Raw genomic sequence first — 26206 nt, 5'->3', positions numbered from 1 at the left:
CAGCAATCCCCTGCGGTAGAAACCAAACCGTTGAAAGAGCATGATGCTGGTCGATTACAACTCGCTTCTTCTGGCCCTCGGCGTTTCCGCCTCATGCCTGGCGGTCACGTTGGTCGGAAGCTGGTTTTCGCGTCGGCCCGATACCTTCCTCCTGACGTGTTCCGCCGGTCTTGTGCCTATCGTCGGTGGCATCTTCACCTATGGCGCCTATGTTGACCATCCCAGGCCGATTTTCGCCATTTTGACGTTCGTCTTATTCTTCCTCGGCTTCGCGACGATATGGGTGGCGGGTTATCAGTTTCGCAAGGGTCGCCTTTCCAAGATCCGCTTTGCCCTTGGTTGCTTGTCTGGCATGACAGTATCGATCGGACCGATGCTTGTCGGTTACGACGGTCTGGCTTTCATCGCTGATAATCTTGTCATCTGCGTGCTGCTACTTCTGACGGCGCGCGAATATTGGCTCAGCCGGCGCGAGGCGCCGACGCCGCTTTACGGCATTACGGCGCTTTACACGCTGACGGCGATTTCCTTTGCCTTATGCGCGGCCGTGCTGATTGCCGATGGTAAGCTCGTGCTCGGTCATGCGCCGGATAACTGGGCGGAGGATGTCAGCCTCGCCGTCTGCATCGCCGGAATGACCGGGATCGGGGCTCTATCCCTCGCTTTGCACCAGTGGCGCCAAGCAGCATTTCATCGTCAGGAGGCGATCACCGATGCCCTGACCGGGCTGCTCAATCGCCGCGCGCTGTTCGATCTCTACGGCCGCCGGTCCTTCGGTCCCTCGATGGCTGTCATCATTTTCGATATAGACCGCTTCAAGACGATCAACGATCAACATGGCCATGCTGCCGGCGATCTTGTGCTTAAGCTTTTCGCGGAGGAGCTCTCCTTCGGCCTGCGGTCGTCCGACACTGTGGCCCGCCTCGGCGGCGAGGAGTTCGCGCTCGTGCTTGACAATATGCTGCCGGGCCGGGCCGAGCAGGTCGCCGAGCGGGTGCGCGATGCCTTTGCCGCGCGGGCGATCAGCATCGAAGACAAATCTCTCGCCTGCACCGTCAGTGCCGGTATCGCGACCGGCACTGCCAAAGGGCTCGGCTTCGACGATGTGTTACGTGCCGCCGACAAGGCGCTTTATGAGGCAAAGCGAAACGGCCGCAACCGTGTGGAGGTCGCGGCCTATCTGCGAGCTGTCTAGCCGGCCGTTTTGGCTGGTGCCCCATCATTTCCAGGCTTTCAGAACATGGCCTTCACGAAGGCGCATGCGGCGAGCAGCGAGGCGACCGTGCGCACATGGTTCCATCGCATCCAGTCGCTGAGATAGGTCGACCAAAATTGTACCGCCTCGGCTGAATGGCCGTCGATCTTGTCGAGCGCGTCGTTCAGCGGCACGTTGAATACTATGGTCGAAAGAAAGCTCGCGACGATATAGAGCGCGGCGCCCGTCAGCATAATCATGCTCACGCTGCCCCGCCAATGGATGATCGCCATAACGGCGATGAAGACCGACAGCGCGGCCGTCAGCAGGAACAGCACGATGAAGGGCGAACGCACGATCGTAACGTTGATTGATTGCATGGCAGCAATCCCTTGATCGACCGGAAGGCGGGCGAGGGACTGCATAACGAACGTCGAGAAGGCGAAATAGACGCCGGCGAGAAGACCGCTGCTGAGCGCGGCGATGATGAGAGCGATATTCATGATCGGAAAGGTCATGACTGGATACTCCAGATGCCGGTTGCGGCGGTTTCACGGGCGTAATCGGAAAAATCTTTAGGCTGCCTGCCGAGAATCTGCCTTATGCCGTGCATGACAGGTGAATTGCGGCCATCAAGAACCTGCGTGAAAAGCTCATGCAGAAGGTCCGTCGTCGCTCGCGGCAGGCCGTAGGCGGTCATCTCGGCGATAAAGGCGTCGATCGGAACCGTTTCGTATTCTATGGGCCTGTTCGAAGCCGTCGCGATTTCGGAAACCGCCTGACGGAAGGTTAAAGCGCGGGGTCCCGTCAGTTCGTAGGTTTGGTTGCGATGACGCGGATCGATAAGACATTCGACGGCCGCATCCGCGATGTCGTCTGCGTCGATGAAAGGCTCAGGGACATCGCCGGCCGGTAGAGCGAGCTTGCCCTGCAAAAGGCCGTCCACGAAGGCGCCCTCACTGAAATTCTGGTTGAACCAGCTGGCGCGCAGCACCGTGTAGCCGATGCCGGTGACCTTGAGTTTTTCCTCGCTGCGAACGGCTCCGTCTTCACCACGCCCGGAAAGCAGCACGATGTGTTCCACACCAGCCTCGATAGCGGCTTTTGCCAGAGCGCCGATGGTTTCTGCCGCCCAATCGACCGAAAGGTCCGGCTGGAACGTGACGTAAGCGGCAGAAGCGCCTTCCAGTGCCTGCCGCCATGTGCTGCGGTCCTGCCAATCGCAGCGTGGTGTCGTTGAGCGGGAGGCTGCGCGAGCCGCGATGCCGCGCTCTTTCAGCCGCTCGGCGACCCGGCCGCCGGTTTTTCCCAATCCACCGATGATGGCAATTGTCGAGATCTGCATTTCAAGCTCCTCCGGTGCAAAATGTGATAAATTCTCTCATTTGCGAAATGTGATAAACTCTCTTATATTGCCTGTCAACAGGCACAGGCAGGGAATGGTATGGCGCAGGAACTGATCGCGAGACGCAGGCGCAACAAGGATGAGGCGGGCACACCACGGCGCATACCCAGCCAGCAGCGCGGCCGCGAGCGCGTCGACCTCATCCTTTCGGTGGCATCCGAGCTGATTGCGAAAAACGGCAGCGATGCGCTGCGCATGGGCGAGATCGTCGAAAAGGCAGGCGTCTCCTTCGGTTCGCTCTACCAATATTTCCCCGACAAGACGGCGATCATCCGCGTGCTGGCTGAGCGTTTCAACGAGCAGGGCAGGCAATGCGTCGAGGATGAGTTGGCGACGATCAAGAGCCGCGATCAGCTCCAATCCGCTCTTGGCCGCATTATCGATGGCTACTACGCCATGTTTCTCAATGAGCCGGTCATGCGCGACATCTGGCATGCCACTCAGGCCGACAAGCTGCTGCAGCAGGTCGATGCTGAAGACATGGAATGGCATTCGCAGGCGTTTCTGACCGTCCTAAAACGCCTATGGCCGGAGCGCGACGATTCCGAACTTGCAAGAACGGCCCGATTGACCATGCAGCTCGTCGCGGCCGCGGTGCGCTATGCGATTTCGATCGAAAGAGAAGAAGGCGATAAGGTCATCGAGCTGTTCAAGGCCATGCTTCCTGCCGATCTTGGTATACTGCGCTGATTGCTTCGGCTCGCCCTGCGGGCGCCAGCCGAGAGGATATTGGCAAAAGCTTTCATACGTCTGGAAACTCGGGCCGCTTGCTGCTATTGCCGCTGGAACATTAGCGCTCGCGAAGGAGGCCTCGTATGACCCAGATGATATTCACCGATCGCACTGTCATGGCCGAGCTGATGGCCAGGATGCTTTGGGAGATCAAGGCGGTCCACTTCAATGCCGACAAGCCCTACAAATTCGCGTCCGGCATGGCGAGCCCGGTCTATATCGATTGCCGCAAGCTGATTTCCTATCCGCGCATCCGCTCGACAGTCATGGACTTCGCCGCAAGCCTCATCGTTCGCAATGTCGGCTTCGAGCAGTTCGATTGCGTCGCCGGCGGCGAGACGGCGGGCATCCCCTTTGCCGCCTTCCTCGCCGAGCGCCTGAACCTGCCGATGATCTATGTGCGCAAGCAGCCGAAGGGCCATGGCCGCAATGCCCAGATCGAAGGCGACATGAAGGAGGGCGCCCGCGTGCTCGTCATCGAGGATCTGACGACGGCTGGCGGCAGCATGTTCACCTTCATCGACGCCATTCGTGCGGCTGGCGGCATCGTCGATCACGGCATGGCGCTGTTCTATTACGGCATCTTTCCCGAGGCGGTCGAACGCTTTGCCAACCGGAAAGTCAGCCTGCAATACATCACGACCTGGCGCGAAGTGCTCGCCGTCGCCAAGGAGCAGAAGCTGTTCGACGACAAGACGCTGGAAGAAGTCGAGGCCTTTCTCAATGCGCCGCTCGCCTGGTCCGGCTGGAATGGCGGCATTTCGGAGCTGCCGACAAACTGACACTTTGCTTTTGCATTGAATCTATCTAATCGATTTATGTAACTGGATAAGACAGACGCGCTCTTTGGGAGGCCGGAATGATATTGTGCTGTGGCGAAGCTTTGATCGATATGCTGCCGCGGGATACGACGCTAGGTGAGAAGGGCTTCGCCCCTTACGCCGGCGGCGCGATCTTCAACACTGCGATCGCGCTTGGTCGTCTCGGCATTCCCACGGGCTTCTTCACCGGCATTGCCGATGACATGATGGGCGAAATCCTGCGCGACACGTTGTCGGCCGCCAAGGTGGATTTCAGCTATTGCGCCATCACGCCGCGTCCAAGCACGATTGCTTTCGTCAAGCTCGTCAATGGTCAGGCGACCTATGCCTTCTACGATGAAGGCACGGCTGGCCGCATGATCACCGAGGCGGATCTCCCGACGCTCGGTACTGATTGCGAAGCTCTGCATTTCGGTGCGATCAGCCTCATCCCCGATCCCTGCGGCGCGACCTACGAGGCGCTGATGAAGCGCGAGCACCAGAGCCGCGTCATCTCGCTAGATCCGAACATTCGTCCGGGCTTCATCAAGGACAAGGCGGCTCATATGGGTCGCATCAGCCGGATGGCTGCCATGTCCGACATTCTCAAATTCTCCGATGAGGATCTGGAATGGTTCGGTATTGCTGGCAATCACGACGAACTCGCCGCCCATTGGCTGAACCAGGGCGCCAAGCTCGTCGTCATCACCAAGGGTGCCGAAGGCGCAACCGGCTATACGAAGTCGCTGAAGGTCTCGGTGCCGAGCGAGCGCGTCACGGTCGTCGATACGGTCGGGGCTGGTGATACCTTCGATGCCGGCATCCTGGCATCGCTGAAGATGAACAATCTGCTGACCAAGGCGCAGGTGGCATCGCTGAACGAGAAGGCGTTGCAGGATGCGCTTGCTCTGGGCGCCAAGGCTGCGGCGGTGACTGTGTCGCGCGCGGGTGCAAATCCGCCCTGGGCACATGAGATCGGGCTGTAATCGTTTATCGGCTTTCGGAAGCGGGGAGAGTGCTGCACCCCCTCTGTCACTGTCGTGACATCTCCCCCACAAGGGGGGAGATCGGTAATTCGCGGCGCTTCATCACCTCAAGCTGATATCGAACCGACTGCGCTTGCTTTGTTTGCGGAGCGCGCGGCAAACTCCCAATGATCTCCCCCCTTGTGGGGGAGATGTCAGCGAAGCTGACAGAGGGGGGTACTTTCACGACATATTCGGATAGAGCGTTCAGCCAGCAAAACCCTCCCCTTGAGGGGAGGGTCGGCACGTCGTGCCGAGGTGGGGTGGTCCTTTGGTCGTTCTGATGCGGAGAGCTCAATCACCCCCACCCGTCGCCTTGCGGCGACCTCCCCCGTCAAGGAGGAGGTGGATAATCAGCTTACTTCGCGCGGCTTGCGAGCGCTGCCACCAGCCCTTGCGTCGAGGAATCGTGGCCGGCGGCGCTTTCCTTGCCTTCGATGACCGGAAGCAGGCCTGTTGCCAGTTCCTTGCCGAGCTCGACGCCCCATTGGTCGAAGGAGTTGATGCGGAAGAGCACGCCCTCGACGAAGACGCGATGTTCGTAAAGCGCGATCAGGCGGCCGAGCGCAAAGGGCGTCAGCTTGTCATAGACGAAGGTGATCGACGGGCGGTTGCCGGTGAAGACGCGGTGCGGCGCGATGAAATCAGCCTTCTTGTCGTCCATGCCCTTGGAGGTGAGCTGAGCCTTGGCTTCCTCGAAGGTGCGGCCCTTCATCAGCGCTTCCGACTGTGCCAGGCAGTTGGCCATCAGCAGGTCGTGCTGGTGGCGCAGCTCCGGCTCGAAGCCGTTGGCGGCGATCATGAATTCGGCCGGGATGATGCTCGTACCCTGATGGATGAGCTGATAGAAGGCGTGCTGGCCGTTGGTGCCGGGCTCGCCCCAGACGACCGGACCGGAATTGCCTTCGACCGGCGTGCCGTCGATGGTGACACCCTTGCCGTTCGATTCCATATCCAGCTGCTGCAGATAGGCCGGGAAGCGCGAGAGACGCTGGTCATAGGGCAGGATCGCACGCGTCGGATAGCCGAGCACGTTGCGGTGATAGAAGCCGATAAGGCCGAGCAGCATCGGCAGGTTTTCCTTGAATGGCGCCTGGCGGAAATGGTTGTCCATCGCATGCGCGCCATCGAGGAATTTGCCGAAGTTTTCCGGGCCGATCGCGATCATCAGCGGCAGGCCGATCGCCGACCAGATCGAATAGCGGCCGCCAACCCAATCCCAGAAGCCAAAGACGCGTTCACTGTCGATACCGAAGGCGGCGACCTTATCGAGCGCCGTCGAAACGGCGGCGAAGTGATGCTGCACGGCAGCTTCGCCGAGCGCGTCGGCGATGAACTTGCGCGCCGTCTGGGCGTTCGTCATCGTCTCGATGGTCGTGAAGGTCTTCGAAGCAACGATGAAGAGCGTCGTTTCCGGCTTAACGAGCTTCAGGATATCGGCGATATGGGCGCCATCGATATTCGAGATGAAGTGCGAACGCGGGCCGTCGTGGTAGGGGGCGAGCGCCAGCGTTGCCATGACCGGCCCGAGATCGGAGCCGCCGATGCCGATATTGATGACATCGGTGATCGCCTTGCCCGTGGAGCCCTTGAGTGCGCCAGAGCGGATGCCGTCGGCAAACTTGCCCATGGCGGCCAGAACAGCATTGACGTCGGGCATGACATCCTTGCCGTCGACGAGCACCGGCTTGTTCGAGCGGTTGCGCAGCGCAGTGTGCAGAACGGCGCGATTTTCGGTGAAGTTGATCGCGACGCCGGAAAACATTTCCTCGCGCTTGGCGGCAACGCCGCCCTCGGCTGCGAGCTTCTCGAGCAGGGCGAGGATATCGTCGTTAACAGCCGTCTTGGAGTAATCCATCAACAGATCGTCGAACGAGGCGCTGAAGCGGGAAAAGCGTTTCGGATCGGCGGCGAAGGCGGCGCGAATATCCGTGGCCTTCGTTGCCGATGCGGTGCTCTTCAGTTGGTCGACGAGGGCGTTCATGGGAGGCTCCTTGCGGTTCGCGCTGCTGGCCTTCAAAACCGGGCCAAGCGCTTTGAGATTGGTCGCGAAAACTATTCCCTATGTAGGGCGTAAATCAAGTTCACCTATCGCCCAAAACGAAAAAAGCCGCTCGTGAAAAAGCACGAGCGGCTTCCTGAATGACATCGAATTATGTTAGCCGCGCAACTCCTTGCGCAGGATCTTGCCGACATTCGATTTCGGCAGTTCGGTGCGGAATTCAATGAAGCGCGGACGCTTGTAGTTGGTAAGGTTTTCCGCGCAATGAGCCTTGACATCGGCCTCCGTCAAAGCCGGATCCTTCTTGACGATGAAGAGCTTCACCGCTTCACCGGAATGCGGGTCGGGTACGCCGATTGCCGCGGCCTCAAGAACGCCCGGATGCATGACGGCGACTTCCTCGATCTCGTTCGGATAGACATTGAAGCCCGAGACCAGGATCATATCCTTCTTGCGATCGACGATCTTAGTATAACCGCGCTCGTCCATGAAGCCCATGTCGCCGCTGCGGAAGAAGCCGTCCGGCGTCATCACGCGCGCGGTCTCTGCCGGCTGCTTCCAGTAGCCTGCCATGACCTGCGGCCCGCGAATGCAGATTTCGCCGACTTCGCCAAGCGGCAGGGAATTGCCGTTCTCGTCGCGAATATCGAAATCCGTACCCGTGATCGGCAGGCCGATCGTGCCGGTGAATTCCGGGCTGTCGAAACGATTGGCGCTGGCAACCGGCGACGTCTCGGAAAGGCCGTAGCCCTCCGTGATCCAGGCGCCCGTCATCTTCTGCCACCGTTCGGCGACTGGCCGCTGCACCGCCATGCCGCCGGCAAGCGTTGCGGTATTGGACAGGTCGAGTTTGCTAAACTCCGGATTGTTCATCAGCGCGTTGAATAGCGTGTTCAGGCCGGGGAACATGTCGAACTTGTATTTGCCGAGCTCCTTGATGAAGGCCGGTATGTCGCGTGGATTGGCGATCAGCACATTATGGCCGCCGAGCGACATGCCCATCAGCGAATTCACCGTCAGCGCAAAGATATGATAGAGCGGCAAGGCGCAGACAAAGGTCAGCTGCTCCGGGCGCGGCTTGTTGATATAGGCGGATTGGAGCCAGAGCAGCAATTGCAGCTGGTTGGCGAGCAGATTGGCATGGGTAAGGATCGCGCCCTTGGCGACGCCGGTCGTACCGCCGGTATATTGCAGAAATGCGATGTCGCTGCCGGTCAGTTCCGATAGCTTCAAGGGCAGACGCGAGCCCTCGGCGATCACGCTCTTGAAACTGCGATGGCCGGGAATGGACCAGGCTGGAACCAGCTTCTTCACTTTACGGACGATGAAGTTGACAATGTGGCCCTTGGCGCCGAGCATGTCGCCAAGGGCGGTGACGACGACATGGCGTACATCCGTATGGGCCAGAACCTGCTCGACCGTATGGGCGAAGTTTTCCAGAACGAAGATCGCCTTGGCGCCGCAATCGCGCAGCTGATGTTCGAGTTCGCGTGGCGTGTAGAGCGGGTTGACGTTGACGACGACGAGCCCGGCGCGAAGAATGCCATAAACTGCGATCGGATTTTGCAGCACGTTCGGCATCATGACGGCAACGCGATCACCCTTCTGCAGGCCGAGGCTCTGCAACCAGGCGGCAATCTTGCGCGTCTGCAGATCGAGATCGCGATAGGTGATGGATTTGCCCATGCTGGTGAAGGCGGGTCTGTCGGCATAACGCGCGCAGCTTTCCTCCAGCAGTTCGGCGAGCGATGCATGTTCCAGCGGCGGCAGCTCCGCCGGTACGATATCCGGATAGGAGGCGAGCCATATTTTCTTGACCTGCGGTCTATCCGAAGGAGCGGAGACTGAATTCATGCGCATTTCCTCCTCTACGCACCATCACCACGCCCCGCCGTCATATGCGGCGGCTATGCAGAGTGTCATTGGACGATCAAAAAGTCTCCCGCTTTTCACATCGCCGCAGTCTTTGCTCTCAACTAAATCATTGGAGCGAAACCGACGCTACAATAACCTTGACGTAAACGTCAATAATCGTCTTGCGCTCACGTTTTTTTACAATCTTGAAAAAAGTACTGGAACTTTTATGACAACGGAGCGTTAATAGCGCCATGGGTTTAAACCCATCGGAGCATCGTGCTGCCCCAAAGAGCAGATCGGACGCTCCATAGTTTATGTGACGCGTATCCAAAAGGAGGTGCGCATATGCATAAAGAGAGTGCCGATTTTTCGGGTCGTGACCTTTACATCAAGGACATGTCGATGCTGGTCGCCTGCGATCGCGTCGAAGGGTCGAGAGTGTACGGCTCGGACGGCAAACAGATTGGTCATATCGAGCGGCTGATGCTGGAAAAAAGTGATGGACGCATCGCTTTCGTCATTCTGAGCTTCGGCGGTTTCTTCGGCATCGGCCAGGAGCACTACCGGCTGCCGTGGGAGAAGTTGCGCTACGATGCCCACATTGATGGCTATCGCGTCAGCATGACCAAGAATGACATCGAAAAGGCGTGCCGCTTCGCTGCCAAGGACGACCACGACCATAAGAATCATGGCCACAAGAGCCACGATTATTTTGGCGTGCCGCCCTATTGGATGTGAGCGCGCTGGCGGAACTGCCGGATGCCCCGCCGATGCGGGGCTTGCTCCCTGTTTGGGCTAGTTGAACCGCCCAAGCCTTTGCACCACCTCGATCTTGTAACCATCGGGGTCGGTGACGAAGAACAGCAATGCAAAAAGCTTCCCATCACGATTGAGTTCGATGATCTTGCCGGGGTTGAGCCCGAGTTTGGTCATACGCGCATGCTCGTCCTTCAGTTCCGAAACTGAAACCGCGAGATGGCCGTAGGCATCCCCTTGCGCATAAGGCTCGATGCGGCCCTGATTGATGGTCAATTCCAGCTCGAAGCCGGTCTCAGCATTGCTGAGATAGACCAGGGTAAAGGTCTCGAAGGCAATACGGTCGGCAACCTTCAGGCCGAAAGCCTTGTCGTAGAATTCGATCGAGCGCGCCTCGTCCAGCACGCGGATCATCGAGTGAATCATCTTGGCCATCGATGCCTCCATAAATCGTCGGAACATATCATTGCAGCCAATGCCATCGGCAGCCAGTGAAGGCAAGCATGGGGAAATTCGCCATATCTTCAGCCGAGCATAGATCCGGGGTTCCCGGATTGCGATCGGTCTGCTTAACTCCCCGGCGCTCACGTATAGGGCTCAAGGGGGAGAAACCATGTACTACGCCATTCTGGCCTATCACGAGGAAAGTATCGTCGAATCCTGGAGCAAGGAGGAGGATACCGCGCTCATGAAGGAGCTTTTGGAGATCAATGACCGCATGGTCGCGCAGAAATCGCTGGGGCCGGCTGCGCGTCTCGGATCGACCCAAAACGCCGTCACTTTGCGGGGGCCAGGTGCGGGAATGGTGATCGATGGACCGTTTGCAGAAACCAAGGAGCAACTGCTGGGCTTCTACGTCGTCGATTTTCCGACGATTGAGGGCGCGGTGGAGGCCGCGCGCGAGTTGCGCCGCGCCAATCCGACAGCCATCTACGAAATCAGGCCGGTCCTGCTTTATCTGCCGGGCGCATCCTTGCCGTCAGGCGAGGGCAAGGATGGGGAGCTGTGATCGGCGTCGACCTCAATGAGGTTGAAGGCCGATCTTGCTGGTGACCGACCGCTCGATCATCTCCATGCCGTCATAGATCAGCACCGCCATGAGGCCGACGATCAGGCCGCCCTGCAAGATGAAGGCGGTGTTGTCGTTGATGAGCCCGGCGATGATGACTTCACCCAGCCCCTTGGCGGCGACGGTGGAGCCGATTGTCGCCGTACCGATATTGATCACGGTCGCGATTTTCAGCCCTTCGATGATGAGCGGCAGGGCGAGCGGCAGCTCGACGCGGAAGAGCCGCTGCCAGCCGCTCATGCCCATGCCGTCGGCGGCCTCGAGCACCGAGGCGGGTACCTGCTGCAAGCCTGCGACCGTGTTCTCGAAGATCGGCAGCAGCGCGTAGAGAAACAGCGCGATGAATGTCGGGACGGCGCCGAAGCCGGTGGTTGAGATCGCAAGCGCCAGCACGGCAACCGGCGGGAAGGTCTGGCCGGCATTGGCGATCGCTCGCGACAGCGGCAGGAAGTCGGCGCCGATCGGCCGCGTGACGAAGATGCCGCCAAGCACGGCCAGGATCCCGCTTGCGGCGATCGAGACAAGGATCAGCTCGAGATGGCTGAGCGCCAGGCTCGGCAGGCTGTTCTGCGTATAGATCGGAGACGCCCCGAATTTGGTCAGCGGTGCCAGAACAGGTATCAGCCATTCCGGACGGAAGAGCATCACCAGCAGCAGCGCCAGAGCCAGGAGGCGAAAGAGATTGGCGGCGAGAAATCTCATGCTTTGCGGCCCAGCTCGATCAGGTGCTGGATCGAGATCGAGCCGACGGGCACTTTGCGCTCGTCCTCGACCGTCGCCTCGTCCTTGCCCTGCCAGATCAGTTCGGCCAAAGCGTCGCGAAGATTGAGGGTTTGCGGCAGGCTGTAGCCTAGGCCCGGCCGCGGCGGCTGCATGCTTTCCTTCAGCGGCAGCAGGGACATCAGCTTCAAGGCACGATCGGATGTGCCGGTCAGCTGCTGCACGAAGGGATCGGCCGGCTCGGTCAGGATCTTCTCGGGCTCGGAACATTGCAGCAGCTTGCCGCCGCTCATGACGGCGATCTGGTCGCCGAGATGAAAGGCCTCGTCCATATCGTGGGTGACGAGGACGATGGTCGTGCCGAACTGCTTCTGGATGGCGAGCAGGTCGTCCTGCGCCTTGCCGCGGATGACCGGGTCGAGTGCGCCGAAGGGCTCGTCCATCAGCAGCAATTCCGGTTCCGCTGCAAGCGCGCGTGCGACGCCGACGCGCTGTTGCTGGCCACCGGAAAGCTGGCTTGGATATTTGCCGGCAAAGGTGCCGGGGTCGAGATGGAAAAGATTGAGGAGCTCTTCGACACGGCCGTCGATGCGCGTCTTTTCCCAGCCGAGCAGCTCGGGGACGGTAGCAATATTCTGCGCAACGGTGCGATGCGGAAAGAGCCCGTGCCCCTGAATGGCATAGCCGATACGGCGGCGAAGCTCGGTCACCGGCACATTCATGATGTCCTCGCCGGCAACGGAGATGTGGCCCCCCGATATCGGCACCAGCCGGTTGATCATGCGCATCAGCGTCGATTTGCCGGAGCCGGAGGTGCCGACGATGACGGTGATTGTGCCCTTCTCCATGCTCATGCTGACATTGTCGACGACCGTTGCGTTGCCATACCGCTTGGTGACGCCCTTGAGCTCGATCATGCTGGTCATACGCGTTGTCCCCGGATGCTGTCGATGACCGCATCGAGGATGACGGCCGATGAGAAGGCGAGAAAGACCGTCGGCACGGCGCCGAGCAGCACGAGGTCATTGGCCGTCTGGCCGATGCCCTGGAAGATGAAAAGACCGAAGCCGCCGCCGCCGATCAGCGCCGCCACGGTGACGAGGCCGATTGCCTGTACCAGCACGATGCGGATGCCCGTGAGGATGACGGGGAAGGCGAGCGGCAGGTCGATGCCGGTGAGGATCTGCCGGCGCGTCAGGCCCATGCCGGCGGCGGAATCTCGCACGGAAGGGTCGACGCCGGCAAGGCCGACGACCGTATTGGCGACGATCGGCAGCAGGGAATAGATGACGAGCGCTACCAGCGCCGGTGCCACGCCAATGCCTTTGACGCCGATCTCGGCGGCGAAAGGCACGGTCGCGGCGATATAGCCGAGCGGCAGCATGAGAATGCCGAATAGGGCAAGGCTGGGGATGGTCTGCACCAGGCTCAGCGCCCGCAGCACCACGGCGCGGATGCCAGGTTGCCAATAGCAGAAGATGCCGAGCGGCAGCGCCAGCACGATGGCGATGGCGACCGAGCCCAGAGACAGGAACACATGGTTGAGCGCCTCATGCCAGAATTTGTCGGCATTGTTGGCGTATTCCTTCATGATCGAGAGATTGTTGAGCAGGCCGGAGCGCAGAACGACGGCAAGCAGGGCGGCATAAACAGCCAGCGCCGCGACCCGCAACCAGGGTGTCAGCCGCAGCTTGACCAGCGCATCCGAAATCATCAATCCCACGACTGCGAGCAGCACCCAGAAGCAGCCGCCGGGCGTAATACGTGCCACGGTGCTGCCCGCAGGCGTCGCGGCCGTCGAGACCAGTCCGAGGGTCACGATCAGCATGGCGATCGCGAGTGTTGCGATCCCGAGGCGAATGACCTGGTTGCGCAGGAAAAGCGCGGCGAGCGCGGCTGCGGCCAGAAGGACGAGCAGGCATAGCGCGGACGGCTGGGCAATGAGCTGCGTCAGCAGTTGCGGCTTGCCGGCGGCGATACGGTTTGCCTTGACGATGATGAACGGCATCCAGGCCGTTGCCAGCACGCCGCCGGCCACCAATACCACTCCGAGACGGTCCACTCTGCGGACCGCTAGCGCATCTTCCATCAGGCAAGCTCCGTCAGCGCATGAGCCCAGAATTCGAGGCGGGTTCGGACAAGATCATGCTCATTCGAATGTCCGCGGCTCCACCTTATCAAAATGGAGCCGCCGGAAAGGATGATTTTAGGTCTGCTAGACCTAAAATCTGAATCCGCTCCGGAACCAGAGGAGTAGAGCATGATGTCGTCCGAAAACCGTTGACACTTTTCGGCATCATGCTCGAGAGCAGCGTCAATGCCTTACTTCAGGAAGCCATTGTCCTTGAGGTAGGATTCGGCAACAGCCTTGGCCGGCTCGCCATCGACCTGGATGCGGCCGTTGAGCTTGCGCAGCACGTCGGCGGTCAGACCCTTGAAGATCGGAGCCAGAACCTCTTCGATCTTCGGATTGGCCTTCAGCACGGCCTCGCGGATGATCGGCGTTGGCGCATAGACCGGCTGCACGCTCTTGTCGTCCTCGAGCACGGTCAGTTCCGCCGCTTCGATGGCGCCGTCGGTGCCGTAGACCATGGCCGTGTTGACGCCGTTGGTTTGGTCGGCCGCAGCCTTGATCGTCGCCGCAGTATCGCCTCCCGAAAGCACCACTTCCTGATCCGGCTTCAGCTTGAAGCTATAGGTGGTCTCGAAGGCCGGCAGAGCCGCCGGCGAGTTGACGAATTCGGAAGAGGCCGCGATCTTCACAGAGCCGCCGCCGGCAACCCACTTGCCGAAGTCCGACATGGTTTTCAGCTTGGCCGGGCCGGCGACGTCACTGCGCACAGCGATCGCCCAGGTGTTGTTGGCGGGCGAGGGCGTCAGCCAGACGATCTTGTTGGCGTCATAGTCCAGCGTCTTCGCCAGATCGTAGCCCTGCTGCGGGTTTTTCCAGGCCGCATCGTCGGCCTTGTTGAAGAAGAAGCCGGCATTGCCGGTATATTCGGCATAGATGTCGATTTCGCCCGCGGTAATCGCCTTGCGCACGACCGGCGTCGTGCCGAGCGCGATGCGGTCCTGCGCCTTGATGCCGTTGGCATTGAGCGCCGCGAGGATAATGTTGCCGAGCAGCGTGCCTTCGGTGTCGATCTTCGAGGAGACGACGACGTCGGCGGCGCTCGCGCCACTGGCAAGGAGAGCCGTCAGCGTGGCGGCAAGTGCAAGCTTCTTGAACATGATGTTTCCCTTTGTACCCCGTTAAATCGTTCTTCTGCTTGCCCGAGCCGCCTTGAAAGGCCGCAGTCCGGACAGGCAGGCTTGGAGCGGGCGTCAGCCCACAGGCGAATTCGTGGCTGCTTCAGGCAGGTAGCGCTCATCGCGGAAAAGTCGATGTGCTTCGGATACCCGTTGCAGTCGCGCGATTATGACGAGCGTACTCGACATTCGCGCGAAATTGGATTTCTTTTTTCGGGGGCAAGTGCGTTTGTTTTTGTTCCCCTTACCCGTTTGGCGCTGTTCCGATCTCATTTTTGCGGCTGGATCGGTAAGGCGGCAAGGAAACGATAGCCGTCGCTTTTCGGCTTAGGGATATCTTTTTTCGAGAACACGGCATATCGTCGGGATATTGTTGATATTGCTGCGGTCGAGCCAGGATGCGCGCTGCGGCTGAGGAGATCTGATTTGTATCTCGGCGCATTGTTCATAGCCGATATGGTGTTCTCCATCGGCTCGGTGAGGGAGACCGCGCGGCGGCTGTCTTTTTCCGCTTCGACCGTCTCAAGCGCGTTGCGTCGGCTCGAGACCGAGCTGGCCATGAAGCTTGTCGAGCGCGCCTCCGGCGAGCTTGCAACCCTTCTGGCGAGTTCGAAGGTTCAAAAGGGCCTGCAACCTATTCTCGCGAGCATGCGTCAGCTTTCCGCCCTGGTGAAGGAGCCGCCGGCGCCCGGGGACTATGACCAATGGGCCGCGCGCCTGCCGCTGAAGATCGCCACCATAGAACGCTTTCTGGAGGTTGCCGATCAGGGCAGCATCAATCGTGCGGCCCGCCGCCTGCGTCTTGGCCAGCCGCAGCTCTCCTTGCAGATCGCCAATCTGGAGGAATTGTTCGGCTGCCGCCTGTTCGCGCGGCAGGCGCAAGGCTCCATGCTGACGGAGGCCGGACAGCAGGTTCACGCCATTCTCTCCGCCATTGCGCAGGCCTGGGACGAGATGAAAGCGGCGGCGGACGAGCGCTTTCAGCGCACTGCACGCGCGGTCCGCATCGGCTCGATCATTCCAACCGGTTCGGAAAGCTGGGTCGCCCGCTCGCTTGCAAGCCTGGTGTCGCGCTGGAACATCGGCGGCAACCGCAACATGCTGTCGCTAATGCTGATGACGGCCGATGATCTGCGCGAGGCGCTTCGATCAGGCCGTATCGATGTCGCCATCGTCGATTCCGTCTTCGGCCTCGATGCCTTCGAACATGTGGAACTGATCGCCACGGACATGGTGGCGATCGCCCCGCCCGACAGCACGGAGCAGACATTCGCCGCGCTCGTCGAAAATCATCCGCTCTGCGTGCCGAGCCCCCGGACCGGTATCGGCAATGCCGCGACGGCCTTCGGCTATGACAGTCGCGACCGCCGCCGGTTTCGCGGCCGCGACATTACCTCGGCCGACTCGCTGCCCGTCATCGTCGACCTCGTTGCCAATCACGGCTACGTCTCGTTTCTCGGCCGCGTCAGCGCCATTCCGATTGCCGACAAGGTCCGCATCGTCGATCCGGATGAGATATTGCCGCTGTCCTATCATCTCGCCCATAACGGCCGCAAAGCCTCGGTGGAAGCCTGCCGGTTGATCCAGCAGGCGGTTCGTGAACTGGTTGGAGAGATGGGAACGGCACGAAAGCGGCTGTCGTCTCGCGGGTAGCGGAACAAACGTAGCATATTCGCGTTTAGGTGGGTTAGGTTAGTCCGGGCGTACGCAGCCGGGGGGCTCGTTCGGCACCCAAGGAGAGACCATAGATGAAAATTCTTGCAACTGCGCTCGTCGCATTAGGCATTATTGTTCTACCCGTTACCTATGCCGAGGCGCGTGATCATCACCACCACCGCTGGCATCAACATCACCATCGCGACTATCGCCCTCATCATCATGGCTGGCATCGCCACGAAGGATGGCGGCATGGACATCGCCATCATCGCTGGCACAGCAAGCCGCATTTCTCGCATGCCTGATGGCTGCGGACAGGTATGAAAACGGCGCCTTGGGGCGCCGTTTTTGCGACTGTCCCATCCCTTGCGTCCTCCTCATTCCGTCTTGACGATGCCGGTTGAAACCATCGGCCGGCAAGCGCGTGATCGTGCTTCGGCGGACCTATGGCGATGTCGCGAAAACGCCTGCTCTCCAAGGGATAACGGAACTTTCGAAGGCGCTGTTGCGTTTACTATATCGTCCGGAGGACGCGAGTAATACGAGTAGCGTTTACGTCCGGCATTGAAGGAGGCTGGAAATGAAAATTCTGGCAACAGCGCTGGTTGCGCTAGGTATGGTCGTGTTGCCGGCAACCTATGCCGAGGCGCGTCCCCATCACCATGGGCACCACCATCGGATGGTCGTCCATCGGTATTATCATCACCACTACTATTACCGCCATCACTACTATCGCCCATATTACGGCTATTACGCGCCGTATTATGGCTATGATCGACCCTATTACGGTTATTACCAGCCCTACTACCCCTTAGGGGTATTCGGTGTTTTCGGCGGCTATGGCGGCTATCGCCACCACCACGGTTGGTATGGCGGGCGCGGATACCATCACGGCTGGTATGCCGGCGGCCATCGCGGATGGCACGGCGGCGGTGGCCACTGGCGCTATTACAGCCAGCCGCACTTCTCGCACAATTGACGGCCTGGCCGCTGGCAAAACGGCGCCTCCGGGGCGCCGTTTCATGATGACATCAGAAGCTGTCCGGCAGCGACAGGTTCACGCCGGGTTCAGGACGTGAACGGCGCGATCGGCCATCAGATGCTTCACCTTCTCGCCGTAGGCGGCCATATGCGCGGAAGCGGCATGCGCCCTCAGCGCCGCCAGGCTTTCCCATTTCTCGACCACGACGAAGGTGTCAGGCCCAAAGGCCGGATCGGCCCCTTCGACATCCACGACGGCGGTATATTCGATGCAGCCGTCTTCGGCGTGGACGGCCGGAACATTCGCTTGGAACGCTTCGAGCACTTCGGCGCGCTTGCCGGGATGGGCGGTGAGGATGGCGAGTACGTGAATCATGGAGATGTCCTTGAAGCGATGTTCAATACGGATGGAGAATAACGGACGCCACCGGATGTGCGGCCGGTTTCAACCATTACCACGGAACAGGTTCATCCGAACGCCGAACTTCAATTTTTATCGCGCATGAGATTCTTGCTGGATCGCGGCGTTCACATCCGATTGATGTATTTGGGATCGAGCGATCCGCTCAGCAGATGGCCGACCGCGAGGAGATTGCCCTGCAGGCGGCCGCGCCGGTCGACATAGGGCGGTGGGTTGACGGAGCCGACAACATTCGAGGCGATATTGCCGCCCATCAGCTTCAGCGCCCATTTCAGCGAGACCGAGCGCTTCTTGACGAGATAGAGCGGATTGGCGACCTGGGAGTATCCGAGGCGCAGGCCCGATGTGCGCCCGGCCTTGACCCCGAGATGGACGCCGCGCAGGCGATTGAACTTGACGATCTTGCCGAAAGGACGCAGCCGCCGGCACAGATCCACATCCTCCTGCCAGGCATAGAGCGGCAGATCCTCGTCGAAATAGATGCCGTTTGCGAGCATCTGCTTCCGGCGGAAAATCATGTTGCAGCCATAGGCGTTGTGCGTGTCCTCGATCGTTGGCGCCGGAAAGGGAGTGGCATCGGCTGCGAGCGCCGCGTCCGCCTCGTCCGCCGTCAGGCCCGGTCCAAGGATACCGTCGAGGACGACTTCGCCGGTCGCCACGACGATCTCCTCATCCGCCTCGAACAGGGCTTCCGTTTCGGCGAGATAGTTGGTTGCCGGGAAGAAATCGTCATCGAAGAAGACGACCACATCCATGCCGACGGCCGCATCGATGATGGCATTGCGCTGCGGGCAGCTTCCCTGCGGTGAGGAGACGATCGTCACCGGAAAAGGCGCAGAACGTAAGCGTTCCGTGTCGATGTCGTCACTCTTGACCGGGCACAGGAAGAGATGATCCGGCTTGCGCGCCTGTCCGGCAAGCCTGTCGATCATCGCCCCCAGAATCGCCTTGCGACCGCATGTCGCCACGCCAACGGCAATTTTCATGATGCATCCCCAGAATATGATCCCAAGGCGCACGGAACCACCAAAAGCTGAATCTTTGGTTGTGCTAATCGCATGCATTCAACGGATTGCGCGCGAAAGCTGTTTCGTTGCCGGCGGCCGACCCATTTACAGCCGTCGATGGAGCGTTTCGAAAGAGGGGGCCGTCTCGCGGGCCGGCATTTGCGATCGGCTCGAATGCCTGACGCAAGCCATGAATGCCAAGACTTACAGCACCCACGGTCCAGAAGCAGGTCGTCCATGCGATCTGCCCTTCAGCCAATATCGAAGGTATCCGCTGCCAAATGCAAACGCGCGACTCGAGATTTCAGTACAAGAGCGGCATGCCGCATACGCAGCTCGGCCTGCATCACATGGAAAATGCCCGACTGCTGCCCGATCGCGGCGAGCTGCTGCACCGCCTGCCGCATGGCGGCGTCTGCGCCGAGATCGGCGCGGCTTTCGGCGATTTCACCGCCGAGATTTTTGAAAAGAACGCGCCGCGAGAGCTTTACCTGATCGACGCGTGGGATACGCCCCGCTATCAGGAGGGCCTGGAGCAGATCAGGTCAAAATTCCGGGGCGCCTTGGATCAAGGCCGCCTGCGCATCGTCCAGGGCTACTCCACCGTGCGGCTTTCGGAATTTCCCAACAGCTTTTTCGATTGGGTCTATGTCGACACCAATCACAGCTACGAGACGACTCTGGAGGAGCTGCAGATCAGCCACTTCAAGGTCAAGCAGGACGGCCGCATTGCCGGCCACGACTTCTGCACCGGCAATGTCGTCGATGCCATTCCATATGGCGTGGTCGAAGCCTGCACCAAGTTCTGTAAGGATTTCCATTGGCAGTTCGAATACATGACCTTGGAATCCCATGGGCATTTTTCGTTCTCGCTGAAGCGGCTTTGAAGCATGTCGCGTAAAAATGCGCAGCGGTTTTGCGACAATGACATGCACAAAATCAAAGATCTGAAGCGCGAAAAGCGAATCTGAAAGATCGCGCCGCGCTTTGGGTGTCATGGCCTATGGCCGGCAGGCACCCCGTCGCCGATGCGGGCTCAATAAGGCCGCTGCCGTTCGGCGCCTGACGTGAGATGATTGCAGCGGCCGGCCTATTGGCGAGGAGCTTCCCGCCTGCATTTGAACACCGGCCGATCATGGACCGATGCAGGCTCAATCCTCGAAAATAAAGATGTCGCCTTCCTGCAAAGCCGCGATGAAGGCCTCCCTGGCTTTCTCCGCGTCAAGCTTACCCTCATGCGCGTCCAGCAGCGCTTTTCTGGCGGTCCTGTAGGCTTGCCCGTCCTCGAGCGTCGGCCACTCCTTCGCCATGTATTCCATGGCGCGTTCCGCATTCGATATCACCAGCCGGTCGCCCGTTTTGCGGGTCTCGACGATTACGGGTTTGCTCCACCATTGGGCCATGAGGTTTCTCCTTCCGCGGTCAACGTGCCGTTGGCTGGAATGTTCCGCAGCCCCGTCGGCCGGATCCGCGCCGTCACGACAGCAAGGGAACTCCCGCTTCGGCCGCTGCGGCAATGAAGGCGACGCGCGCTTCCTCAGGCGCTCGCCAGCCGCGCTGGACGTCGATGCAGATGAGCAATGCCGACAGAAAGCAGTCGCCTTCCTCCGAAGGCCAGTCATCGAGAAGCGTCTTCCAGACTTCCTCGGCGGTGCCTACGGACTTCGCTTCACCGGAACCGTTGCGAATGACGCGGATGGGAGAGAAGTGCGGCACGATGTTCATGATAGCAGACTCCGTCAAGGCAGAGGCTGTTTTGGCCCTTTTGCCACTGGGCGCGCATTTAACTTTCTTAATCCGCCGGCCGCTTTGAGGCATATGTGATCAATCTTCGCCCGCACGCCTGCGATATCAGCAAAATCGCGCCTGAGTGGGGCGCTGACCAATCACGCCAGGATCGATAATTCTCGCGGCAAATTGGTCGACAGCGCGGGCGAACTTGCTGAGGATTGGCGATGCCTGGAATGGAGCTGAGGATATTCGGGCAGTAGACGGGATAAATGGTGCCGCTTACGTGACTCGAACACGTGACCCCATCATTACGAATGATGTGCTCTACCGACTGAGCTAAAGCGGCATTCTGCGGAGCATTCGGTTCGGCCCCGCGATTTGCATGGCGCTGATACAGTCTATGTGGCGAGATTTCAAGCGCTCAAATTGCCAATTGGCAAAAAAGCGAGATGCTTGTGAAAAAATACCGCCTTTCGCGTCCGATCAAAGTGCCAGTCGGGCGCGTGCCAGTCGGTATTCTCTCTCAAGCCTGTCGACGAGGGCGGATACGGGCTGGATGGATTTGACGGCGCCGATACCCTGGCCGGACCCCCAGATATCCTTCCAGGCCTTCACGCCGGTCGTGGCGGCCTCGAAATCCATCTTGGAAGGATCGGCCTCTGGCAAATTGTCCGGATCGAGGCCGGCGGCGCGAATGGAGGGCTTCAGATAATTCCCAAGAACGCCGGTGAAATAGTTGGAGTAGACGATATCGGCGGCGGTTCCCTCGACGATCGCCTGCTTGTAGGCGTCCACGGCGCGCGCCTCCTCCGTGGCGATGAAGGGCGAGCCGATATAGGCAAGATCGGCGCCGGCCGCTTGGGCGGCCAGGACGGCGCCGCCGGTGGCGATGGCGCCGGCCAGGAGCAGCGGCCCATCGAACCATTCGCGGATTTCCTGCACCAGCGCGAAGGGCGAAAGCTGGCCGGCATGGCCGCCGGCGCCGGCAGCGACGGCAATCAGCCCGTCCGCACCCTTGCGGATCGCCGAATTGGCATGCCGGTTGTTGATGATGTCATGCAGCACGATGCCGCCATAGGAATGCACGGCGGCGTTCACCTCGGATACGGCGCCGAGCGAGGAAATGACGATCGGCACCTTGTATTTCACGCAAAGCATCAGATCGTGCTCGAGGCGTTTGTTCGACGTATGGACGATCTGATTGACCGCAAATGGAGCTGCCGGACGGTCCGGATTTGCGGCATTGTGTGCGGCAAGATCCTCTGTGATCATGGCAAGCCATTCGTCGAGCTGGCTTTCCGGACGTGCGTTCAGCGCCGGAAAGGAGCCGACAACGCCGGCCTTGCATTGCGCGAGCGTCAAAGCGGGGTGCGAGATAATGAAAAGCGGCGAAGCCACAACCGGCAGGCGCAGACGCTCGGTCAGGATGGAGGGGAGGGCCATGAACATCATCCCTTTTGACGTTTACGAAAACGTCAAAAGGGATAGCAGATGTCTATCGAGAGGGGAAGATGGTGGAAGAGGCAGGGAAAGGCAGTAGGCAATAGGCAATAGGCAACAGGAATAGCGCTTGACCGCCCCGGTCCGATACCTTCGCCCACTGCCCACTGCCTCACCTCCACCCCATTTGCGTCGTCTTTGCCGTTTATCCCCGCCCGAGTGCCCTTAACCCAAGGCGGAGGCTTGCGTATTGCAGAACGGGGCGTTACCGAATCCGGTTAACGGATGATGAAAATATGGCTGCCTTATCGGTAGAGTATGCGCGTATGTTGCGAGTGAGCGTAAAGGATCGGATGTGAGCGGATTAGAAACGGCTATCAGAAGTGCGTTGGATCGGTCTGATCGCGCCAATCCGGAAATTCGGGCTCGCATCTATCAATCGGCGCGGCAGGCTCTGGAAGCCGGCCTTCGCAAGCAGGACATTACCGATATCAACCTCATCGCCGCCCAGCGCCAGCGTCTGGAGGCGACGATCCGCGAGATTGAGGCTGACGAACGCGCCCGCCCCATGCAGGCGATGCCGGTTTCACCGGAGCTGGATGCTCCGCATGTTTCTTCTTCCGTACCCAGGTCCGATGCAAGGCAGGCAGCGGCACGACCGCAGGAGCCTGTCATGAGCGTGCGCGGAGAAACACGTGATCCGCCAACGTCGGCAGGCCCGGCCGTTCCGCCCGAGCCGACCTCGACCGAGCTGGCGGCACGTGAAGACGATTTCGGCGATATGCGCGCCGGCCCCGCCGATCATCTCGGGGCGGACAGTGATGTGCGGCCGACGGCTGATGCGCCGACGCCGCGGTCGATGAATTTCAAGCCGGAGCGGGCGGCCGTGCGCCGCAAGCCGCGCAAGTTCTTCTCGCGCCTGCTCGTCTTCTGCATTCTGCTGGCCTTCCTCGGCGTCGGTGCCTGGTGGATTAAGACCTCGGGCTTGCTAATGTCTGCATCCCAGAGGGATACGAGCGTGCCCAATCCGCCGGCGCATGTCGATTCGCAGGATTTCAGCGGCAACAGCAACGATGACGATACCTCGGACCAGGACGACAATAGCGGTCCGGTCAATCCGGGCCTTGCGACCATCGATCCGCAGAACAGCTTCTCCGCGGAATGGTTGGAGGTATTGAAGCCCACCGACGCGCCGAAGGTTACCGCCAGCGCGCAATCGAAGGCCGAGAATGTATCGGAAAACGAAGGGCCGGCCGTGAGGCTGACCTCGCTCAGCAGCGGTCCAGACGGCAGTGGCTCGGTCGAGGTGCCCGTCAATGTGTTGCAGCAGATGGCCGGCAAGGCTTCGACGGTCGCGCTGACATTGCAGTCCACCTCGGATGCGCCGACGCAGATCACCGTGGAATGCGATTTCGGTTCTCTCGGTCGTTGCGGCCGGCACCGTTTCACCGTCAGCCGGCAAAAAACGGACTCGCTGTTCCAGGTCAAGTTCGATCGCGCCATGGCGCCGACCGGTTCGGGACGCCTCATCATCAATAGCGATGTCGACGGCAAGGCACGCGGCATCAATATCTACGCCATCCGCGTCCTGCCCGGGCAATAACCCCGGGGCGATGCCTCGACCTCGTCAGGCAAGGATAGCCGATCCCATGCCGAGAATCTTGTCGTCGACCTTGCCGATGGCTTCCTTGTCCTTGCCGTCATAGTCGAGCGTCAGCAGAATGTGACGGATAAGATTCAGGCGTGCGCGCCGCTTGTCGTTGGCGCGGAGGACAGTCCAGGGTGCGTGGTCCGTATGCGTATCCTTCAGCATGCGGTCGCGCTTCTCGCTATAGTCCTTCCATTTCGGCAGGGCGGCGATATCCATCGAGGAAAGTTTCCAGACGGCGCGCGGATCGTGGCGCCGATCGTGGAAGCGCTTCAGCTGCATCTCCCGGCCGATATCGAGATAGAATTTGAAGAAGTAGATGCCGTCCTGGACGATGAGCTTTTCCATCCTTGGGGCCTGCTTTAGGAACTGCTCGTATTGCTGCGGCGTGCAGAAGCCCATGACCGGTTCGACGCCGGCGCGGTTGTACCAGGAGCGGTCGAAGAGCACGAATTCGCCCGCCGTCGGGAACTGGGCGACATAGCGCTGGAAATACCATTGCCCGGCCTCGCGATCGGTCGGCTTCGTCAGCGCCACCACGCGCGCCAGACGGGGGTTCATATGGGCTGACGTCGCGGCGATCGAGCCTCCCTTGCCGGCCGCGTCGCGTCCCTCGAAGAGCGCCATCACTCGCTTGCCGGTCGCCTGCAGCCAGAACTGCACCTTGATGAGTTCGATCTGCAGCGCTTTCAGCTCGTCGAGATATTCGTCTTCCTTCAGCTTCTTCTTGTAGGGATAGCCGCCCGAGGTCAGCGCCTCGTCTTCGATCCAGTTTGGGAGCACGGGGTCATCGACATCGAATATGCGCTTGATGCCATGGATATCCAACTCTACTGCCCGGCTTTCTGTCTTCTCCCCCATATGTCGGCTCCTCGGCTGTTTACACGGCGTTAACCCTACCGCTGGCAGCGGCAAAAAGCTTGGCCAGGAAACTGGAGCTTTTGTTCAATAGTTTCAAGCCCTTTACGGCTACCCTCCTTTGCCGGCTACATTTATTTTTGTCAGTTACTGGCTTCTGTGGATAGAGCCGAATACTTCTGTCATGAATCGCAGATAAGACGCGGAATCCAGCGTTCCATGATGGCAGGCGAAGGACGGCGCAGTTGGAAGACGAATGGTCATTTGTCAGGAAGTTGGCAGTTCGGCTGCGGCAGGAGAGCGCCATCCTGGTTCTGGCGACGCTGATTGCCGCACTCGCCCTGTTTGAAGGCATCAATACCGGCGCCGTATTCTGGATCTGGGCGATTGTCATGATCGTCACACTGCTTCGCCCGCCGCTCGTCGAGCGGGTCGAGGTTCCGTCGCAGGCCGAGACTCCGTCCGTTGATGCGCAAGCCCTGCTCCGCACCGCCTTTGCAGGACTGGCAGCACTCGATATGCCAGTGCTGATCATCGACCGAGAGGCATCGGTGCTGGTGCAGAACATGGCCGTCGAAAAAGCCTTCGGTGCCTTTCCGATCGGCGCACATATTTCCTCCAAGCTGCGCTCGCCGGGTCTGCTCGACATGGTGCGCGAGACCATCGCGACCAATACGCCGAACCAGATCGAGCACTCCGAGCGCCTGCCTTCGGAACGGGTCTATGTCGTCCGCATCGCGCCGATTGATCTGCCGGAGATCGACAGGCAGGAAGATGCGCTCTTCCTGCTCTCCTTCCGTGACATATCGGAGCTGCGCCACATCGACCGCATGCGATCCGATTTCGTCGCCAATGCCAGCCACGAATTGCGCACGCCGCTGGCGTCGCTGCGAGGCTTCATCGAGACGATCCAGGGACCTGCCAAAGCCGATCCGAAGGCGCAGCAGCGTTTCCTCGGCATCATGCTCGATCAGACGACGCGCATGAGCAGGCTGGTCGACGACCTCCTGTCGCTGTCGCGTCTGGAGCTGAAGTCGCATATCGCGCCGGATCAGAAGGTGGATCTCGTGCCCCTGCTCGGCCACGTGCGAGACTCCCTGTTGCCGCTGGCCGGTGATCTCGATGTCAGCATCAATCTGCATTTGCCGGCGGGCAAGGTGGAAGTATTGGGCGATCGCGACGAGCTGGTGCAGGTCTTCGAAAACCTGATCGAGAATGCCTGCAAATACGGCCAGGAAGGCAAGTCGGTCGAGGTTTCGCTGCTGAACGGTGCCGGCCAGGCCGTCGAGGTCGTCGTCTCGGACAAGGGGCCGGGGATACCCGCAGAACATGTGCCGCGCCTGACCGAGCGCTTCTATCGCGTTAACGTTGAGGATAGCCGGTCCAAGAAGGGAACCGGTCTCGGGCTTGCCATCGTCAAGCACATTCTGACCCGCCATCGCGCCAGACTGATCGTCAAGTCGGAAGTCGGAAAGGGAACCGACTTTACGGTTCGCTTCTGACAAGCTCTACCTGCCCCGGTTTAGGTGGCGATTTATCCAAATTATATCAGGCATATAGCCTGTCATAATTGTTTCACTCGCCTGACATAAAAGGGCGGTGTTTTCGCCAGTAAGAATGGACTGCTGAAAAAGTGGATGTGGCCTCCACCTCG

The 26206-nt window shown here is 60.0% G+C and carries 28 protein-coding genes and 1 tRNA gene; 12 read left to right on the top strand and 17 right to left on the bottom strand.

The features are described from left to right. Positions 1 to 43 precede the first annotated feature (43 nt). Positions 44 to 1195, top strand: coding sequence for a GGDEF domain-containing protein (locus GDN47_RS15980; RefSeq protein ID WP_113332086.1), 1152 nt, complete (start codon positions 44 to 46; stop codon positions 1193 to 1195). A 38-nt stretch (positions 1196 to 1233) separates the two neighbouring features. On the opposite strand, the gene GDN47_RS15975 is transcribed toward GDN47_RS15980, so the two are convergent. Next, entirely contained in the window at positions 1234 to 1713 is a 480-nt protein-coding gene (locus tag GDN47_RS15975) for an anthrone oxygenase family protein (RefSeq protein ID WP_371865508.1), read from the bottom strand. Then, positions 1710 to 2540, bottom strand: a complete 831-nt coding sequence (locus tag GDN47_RS15970; RefSeq protein WP_152093743.1) for an NmrA family NAD(P)-binding protein — start codon at positions 2538 to 2540, stop codon at positions 1710 to 1712. Before GDN47_RS15970 ends, GDN47_RS15975 begins: the two co-directional genes overlap by 4 nt. A gap of 99 nt (positions 2541 to 2639) precedes the next feature. Here GDN47_RS15970 and GDN47_RS15965 point away from each other — a divergent pair, with 99 nt between their 5' ends. The 3 genes from GDN47_RS15965 to GDN47_RS15955 all read left to right on the top strand — a co-directional run bounded on the left by GDN47_RS15965 (position 2640) and on the right by GDN47_RS15955 (position 5118). Beyond that, positions 2640 to 3290 (top strand): TetR/AcrR family transcriptional regulator, encoded by a 651-nt coding sequence (locus tag GDN47_RS15965; protein WP_152093742.1) that lies wholly within the window; start codon positions 2640 to 2642, stop codon positions 3288 to 3290. Positions 3291 to 3415: 125 nt separating this feature from the next. Then, positions 3416 to 4114, top strand: a complete 699-nt coding sequence (locus GDN47_RS15960) for an orotate phosphoribosyltransferase (RefSeq protein WP_113331999.1) — start codon at positions 3416 to 3418, stop codon at positions 4112 to 4114. Between the two features lie 77 nt (positions 4115 to 4191). After that, on the top strand, positions 4192 to 5118 hold the full coding sequence (locus GDN47_RS15955) for a carbohydrate kinase family protein (protein ID WP_113332000.1): 927 nt from the start codon (positions 4192 to 4194) through the stop codon (positions 5116 to 5118). A gap of 397 nt (positions 5119 to 5515) precedes the next feature. Here GDN47_RS15955 and pgi read toward each other — a convergent pair whose 3' ends face one another. Together pgi and GDN47_RS15945 are read right to left on the bottom strand one after the other, a co-directional pair. Continuing rightward, on the bottom strand, positions 5516 to 7141 hold the full coding sequence (gene pgi, locus GDN47_RS15950) for a glucose-6-phosphate isomerase (RefSeq protein WP_095433860.1): 1626 nt from the start codon (positions 7139 to 7141) through the stop codon (positions 5516 to 5518). Between the two features lie 174 nt (positions 7142 to 7315). Continuing rightward, positions 7316 to 9013, bottom strand: coding sequence for a long-chain fatty acid--CoA ligase (locus GDN47_RS15945; RefSeq protein ID WP_113351277.1), 1698 nt, complete (start codon positions 9011 to 9013; stop codon positions 7316 to 7318). A gap of 348 nt (positions 9014 to 9361) precedes the next feature. Between GDN47_RS15945 and GDN47_RS15940 the strand changes: the two genes are divergently transcribed. Further along, positions 9362 to 9754, top strand: a complete 393-nt coding sequence (locus GDN47_RS15940; protein ID WP_095433862.1) for a PRC-barrel domain-containing protein — start codon at positions 9362 to 9364, stop codon at positions 9752 to 9754. 57 nt (positions 9755 to 9811) lie between these two features. On the opposite strand, the gene GDN47_RS15935 is transcribed toward GDN47_RS15940, so the two are convergent. Then, entirely contained in the window at positions 9812 to 10207 is a 396-nt protein-coding gene (locus GDN47_RS15935) for a VOC family protein (protein ID WP_145633456.1), read from the bottom strand. Between the two features lie 178 nt (positions 10208 to 10385). On the opposite strand from GDN47_RS15935, the gene GDN47_RS15930 reads away from it, so the two are divergent. Then, entirely contained in the window at positions 10386 to 10781 is a 396-nt protein-coding gene (locus tag GDN47_RS15930) for a YciI family protein (RefSeq protein ID WP_145633454.1), read from the top strand. Positions 10782 to 10793: 12 nt separating this feature from the next. On the opposite strand, the gene GDN47_RS15925 is transcribed toward GDN47_RS15930, so the two are convergent. The 5 genes from GDN47_RS15925 to GDN47_RS32335 form a co-directional block, all read right to left on the bottom strand. After that, the gene (locus GDN47_RS15925) at positions 10794 to 11543 is read right to left on the bottom strand and encodes an ABC transporter permease (RefSeq protein WP_113332004.1); all 750 of its coding nucleotides are present in this window, start codon (positions 11541 to 11543) and stop codon (positions 10794 to 10796) included. Further along, complete coding sequence (locus GDN47_RS15920; RefSeq protein ID WP_152093741.1) at positions 11540 to 12487, bottom strand: ABC transporter ATP-binding protein; 948 nt, start codon at positions 12485 to 12487, stop codon at positions 11540 to 11542. The genes GDN47_RS15925 and GDN47_RS15920 overlap by 4 nt, the downstream gene beginning before the upstream one ends. After that, positions 12484 to 13650 (bottom strand): ABC transporter permease, encoded by a 1167-nt coding sequence (locus tag GDN47_RS15915; protein ID WP_113332006.1) that lies wholly within the window; start codon positions 13648 to 13650, stop codon positions 12484 to 12486. The genes GDN47_RS15920 and GDN47_RS15915 overlap by 4 nt, the downstream gene beginning before the upstream one ends. Before the next feature lie 233 nt (positions 13651 to 13883). Further along, positions 13884 to 14792, bottom strand: a complete 909-nt coding sequence (gene osmF, locus GDN47_RS15910; protein WP_145633451.1) for a glycine betaine ABC transporter substrate-binding protein OsmF — start codon at positions 14790 to 14792, stop codon at positions 13884 to 13886. Positions 14793 to 15079: 287 nt separating this feature from the next. Next, on the bottom strand, positions 15080 to 15370 hold the full coding sequence (locus GDN47_RS32335; RefSeq protein ID WP_233789963.1) for a hypothetical protein: 291 nt from the start codon (positions 15368 to 15370) through the stop codon (positions 15080 to 15082). On the opposite strand from GDN47_RS32335, the gene GDN47_RS15905 reads away from it, so the two are divergent. The 3 genes from GDN47_RS15905 (at position 15267) to GDN47_RS15895 (ending at position 17445) form a co-directional block, all read left to right on the top strand. Beyond that, positions 15267 to 16463, top strand: a complete 1197-nt coding sequence (locus GDN47_RS15905) for a LysR family transcriptional regulator (RefSeq protein ID WP_233789958.1) — start codon at positions 15267 to 15269, stop codon at positions 16461 to 16463. The two genes, GDN47_RS32335 and GDN47_RS15905, sit on opposite strands and share 104 nt — an antisense overlap. A 165-nt stretch (positions 16464 to 16628) precedes the next feature. Next, the gene (locus GDN47_RS15900; RefSeq protein ID WP_162746364.1) at positions 16629 to 16790 is read left to right on the top strand and encodes a hypothetical protein; all 162 of its coding nucleotides are present in this window, start codon (positions 16629 to 16631) and stop codon (positions 16788 to 16790) included. A 256-nt stretch (positions 16791 to 17046) separates the two neighbouring features. Continuing rightward, entirely contained in the window at positions 17047 to 17445 is a 399-nt protein-coding gene (locus GDN47_RS15895; RefSeq protein ID WP_210252932.1) for a hypothetical protein, read from the top strand. Between the two features lie 78 nt (positions 17446 to 17523). Here the strand turns inward: GDN47_RS15895 and GDN47_RS15890 are convergent, their stop codons facing one another. Further along, complete coding sequence (locus tag GDN47_RS15890; protein WP_113332009.1) at positions 17524 to 17823, bottom strand: putative quinol monooxygenase; 300 nt, start codon at positions 17821 to 17823, stop codon at positions 17524 to 17526. 152 nt (positions 17824 to 17975) lie between these two features. After that, the gene (locus tag GDN47_RS15885) at positions 17976 to 18854 is read right to left on the bottom strand and encodes a glycosyltransferase family 2 protein (protein ID WP_152093739.1); all 879 of its coding nucleotides are present in this window, start codon (positions 18852 to 18854) and stop codon (positions 17976 to 17978) included. A gap of 302 nt (positions 18855 to 19156) precedes the next feature. On the opposite strand from GDN47_RS15885, the gene GDN47_RS15880 reads away from it, so the two are divergent. Continuing rightward, complete coding sequence (locus GDN47_RS15880; protein ID WP_069611385.1) at positions 19157 to 19762, top strand: class I SAM-dependent methyltransferase; 606 nt, start codon at positions 19157 to 19159, stop codon at positions 19760 to 19762. A gap of 264 nt (positions 19763 to 20026) precedes the next feature. On the opposite strand, the gene GDN47_RS15875 is transcribed toward GDN47_RS15880, so the two are convergent. The 4 genes from GDN47_RS15875 to GDN47_RS15860 form a co-directional block, all read right to left on the bottom strand. After that, complete coding sequence (locus GDN47_RS15875; protein WP_069611230.1) at positions 20027 to 20278, bottom strand: DUF982 domain-containing protein; 252 nt, start codon at positions 20276 to 20278, stop codon at positions 20027 to 20029. Between the two features lie 73 nt (positions 20279 to 20351). Continuing rightward, complete coding sequence (locus tag GDN47_RS15870; protein ID WP_113351266.1) at positions 20352 to 20600, bottom strand: DUF982 domain-containing protein; 249 nt, start codon at positions 20598 to 20600, stop codon at positions 20352 to 20354. A gap of 276 nt (positions 20601 to 20876) precedes the next feature. Next, positions 20877 to 20952: transfer RNA gene (locus GDN47_RS15865), tRNA-Thr, on the bottom strand. A 137-nt stretch (positions 20953 to 21089) separates the two neighbouring features. Further along, positions 21090 to 22049 carry an NAD(P)H-dependent flavin oxidoreductase gene (locus GDN47_RS15860; protein WP_145633441.1) on the bottom strand — a complete coding sequence of 320 codons (960 nt, stop codon included), beginning with the start codon at positions 22047 to 22049 and terminating at the stop codon, positions 21090 to 21092. A 352-nt stretch (positions 22050 to 22401) separates the two neighbouring features. Between GDN47_RS15860 and GDN47_RS15855 the strand changes: the two genes are divergently transcribed. Further along, the gene (locus tag GDN47_RS15855) at positions 22402 to 23649 is read left to right on the top strand and encodes a hypothetical protein (RefSeq protein WP_152093738.1); all 1248 of its coding nucleotides are present in this window, start codon (positions 22402 to 22404) and stop codon (positions 23647 to 23649) included. Positions 23650 to 23673: 24 nt separating this feature from the next. Here GDN47_RS15855 and ppk2 read toward each other — a convergent pair whose 3' ends face one another. Then, the gene (gene ppk2 / locus GDN47_RS15850) at positions 23674 to 24555 is read right to left on the bottom strand and encodes a polyphosphate kinase 2 (RefSeq protein WP_152093737.1); all 882 of its coding nucleotides are present in this window, start codon (positions 24553 to 24555) and stop codon (positions 23674 to 23676) included. Between the two features lie 242 nt (positions 24556 to 24797). Here ppk2 and phoR point away from each other — a divergent pair, with 242 nt between their 5' ends. After that, on the top strand, positions 24798 to 26054 hold the full coding sequence (phoR, locus tag GDN47_RS15845; protein ID WP_113351262.1) for a phosphate regulon sensor histidine kinase PhoR: 1257 nt from the start codon (positions 24798 to 24800) through the stop codon (positions 26052 to 26054). The last annotated feature ends 152 nt before the right edge of the window (positions 26055 to 26206 follow it).

This window comes from Martinezella dioscoreae (assembly GCF_009176305.1).
In the GTDB taxonomy this organism is placed as follows: domain Bacteria; phylum Pseudomonadota; class Alphaproteobacteria; order Rhizobiales; family Rhizobiaceae; genus Rhizobium; species Rhizobium dioscoreae.
The sequence above is the reverse complement of the archived record's forward strand: the minus strand, read 5'-3'. Positions and strand labels throughout refer to the sequence as shown.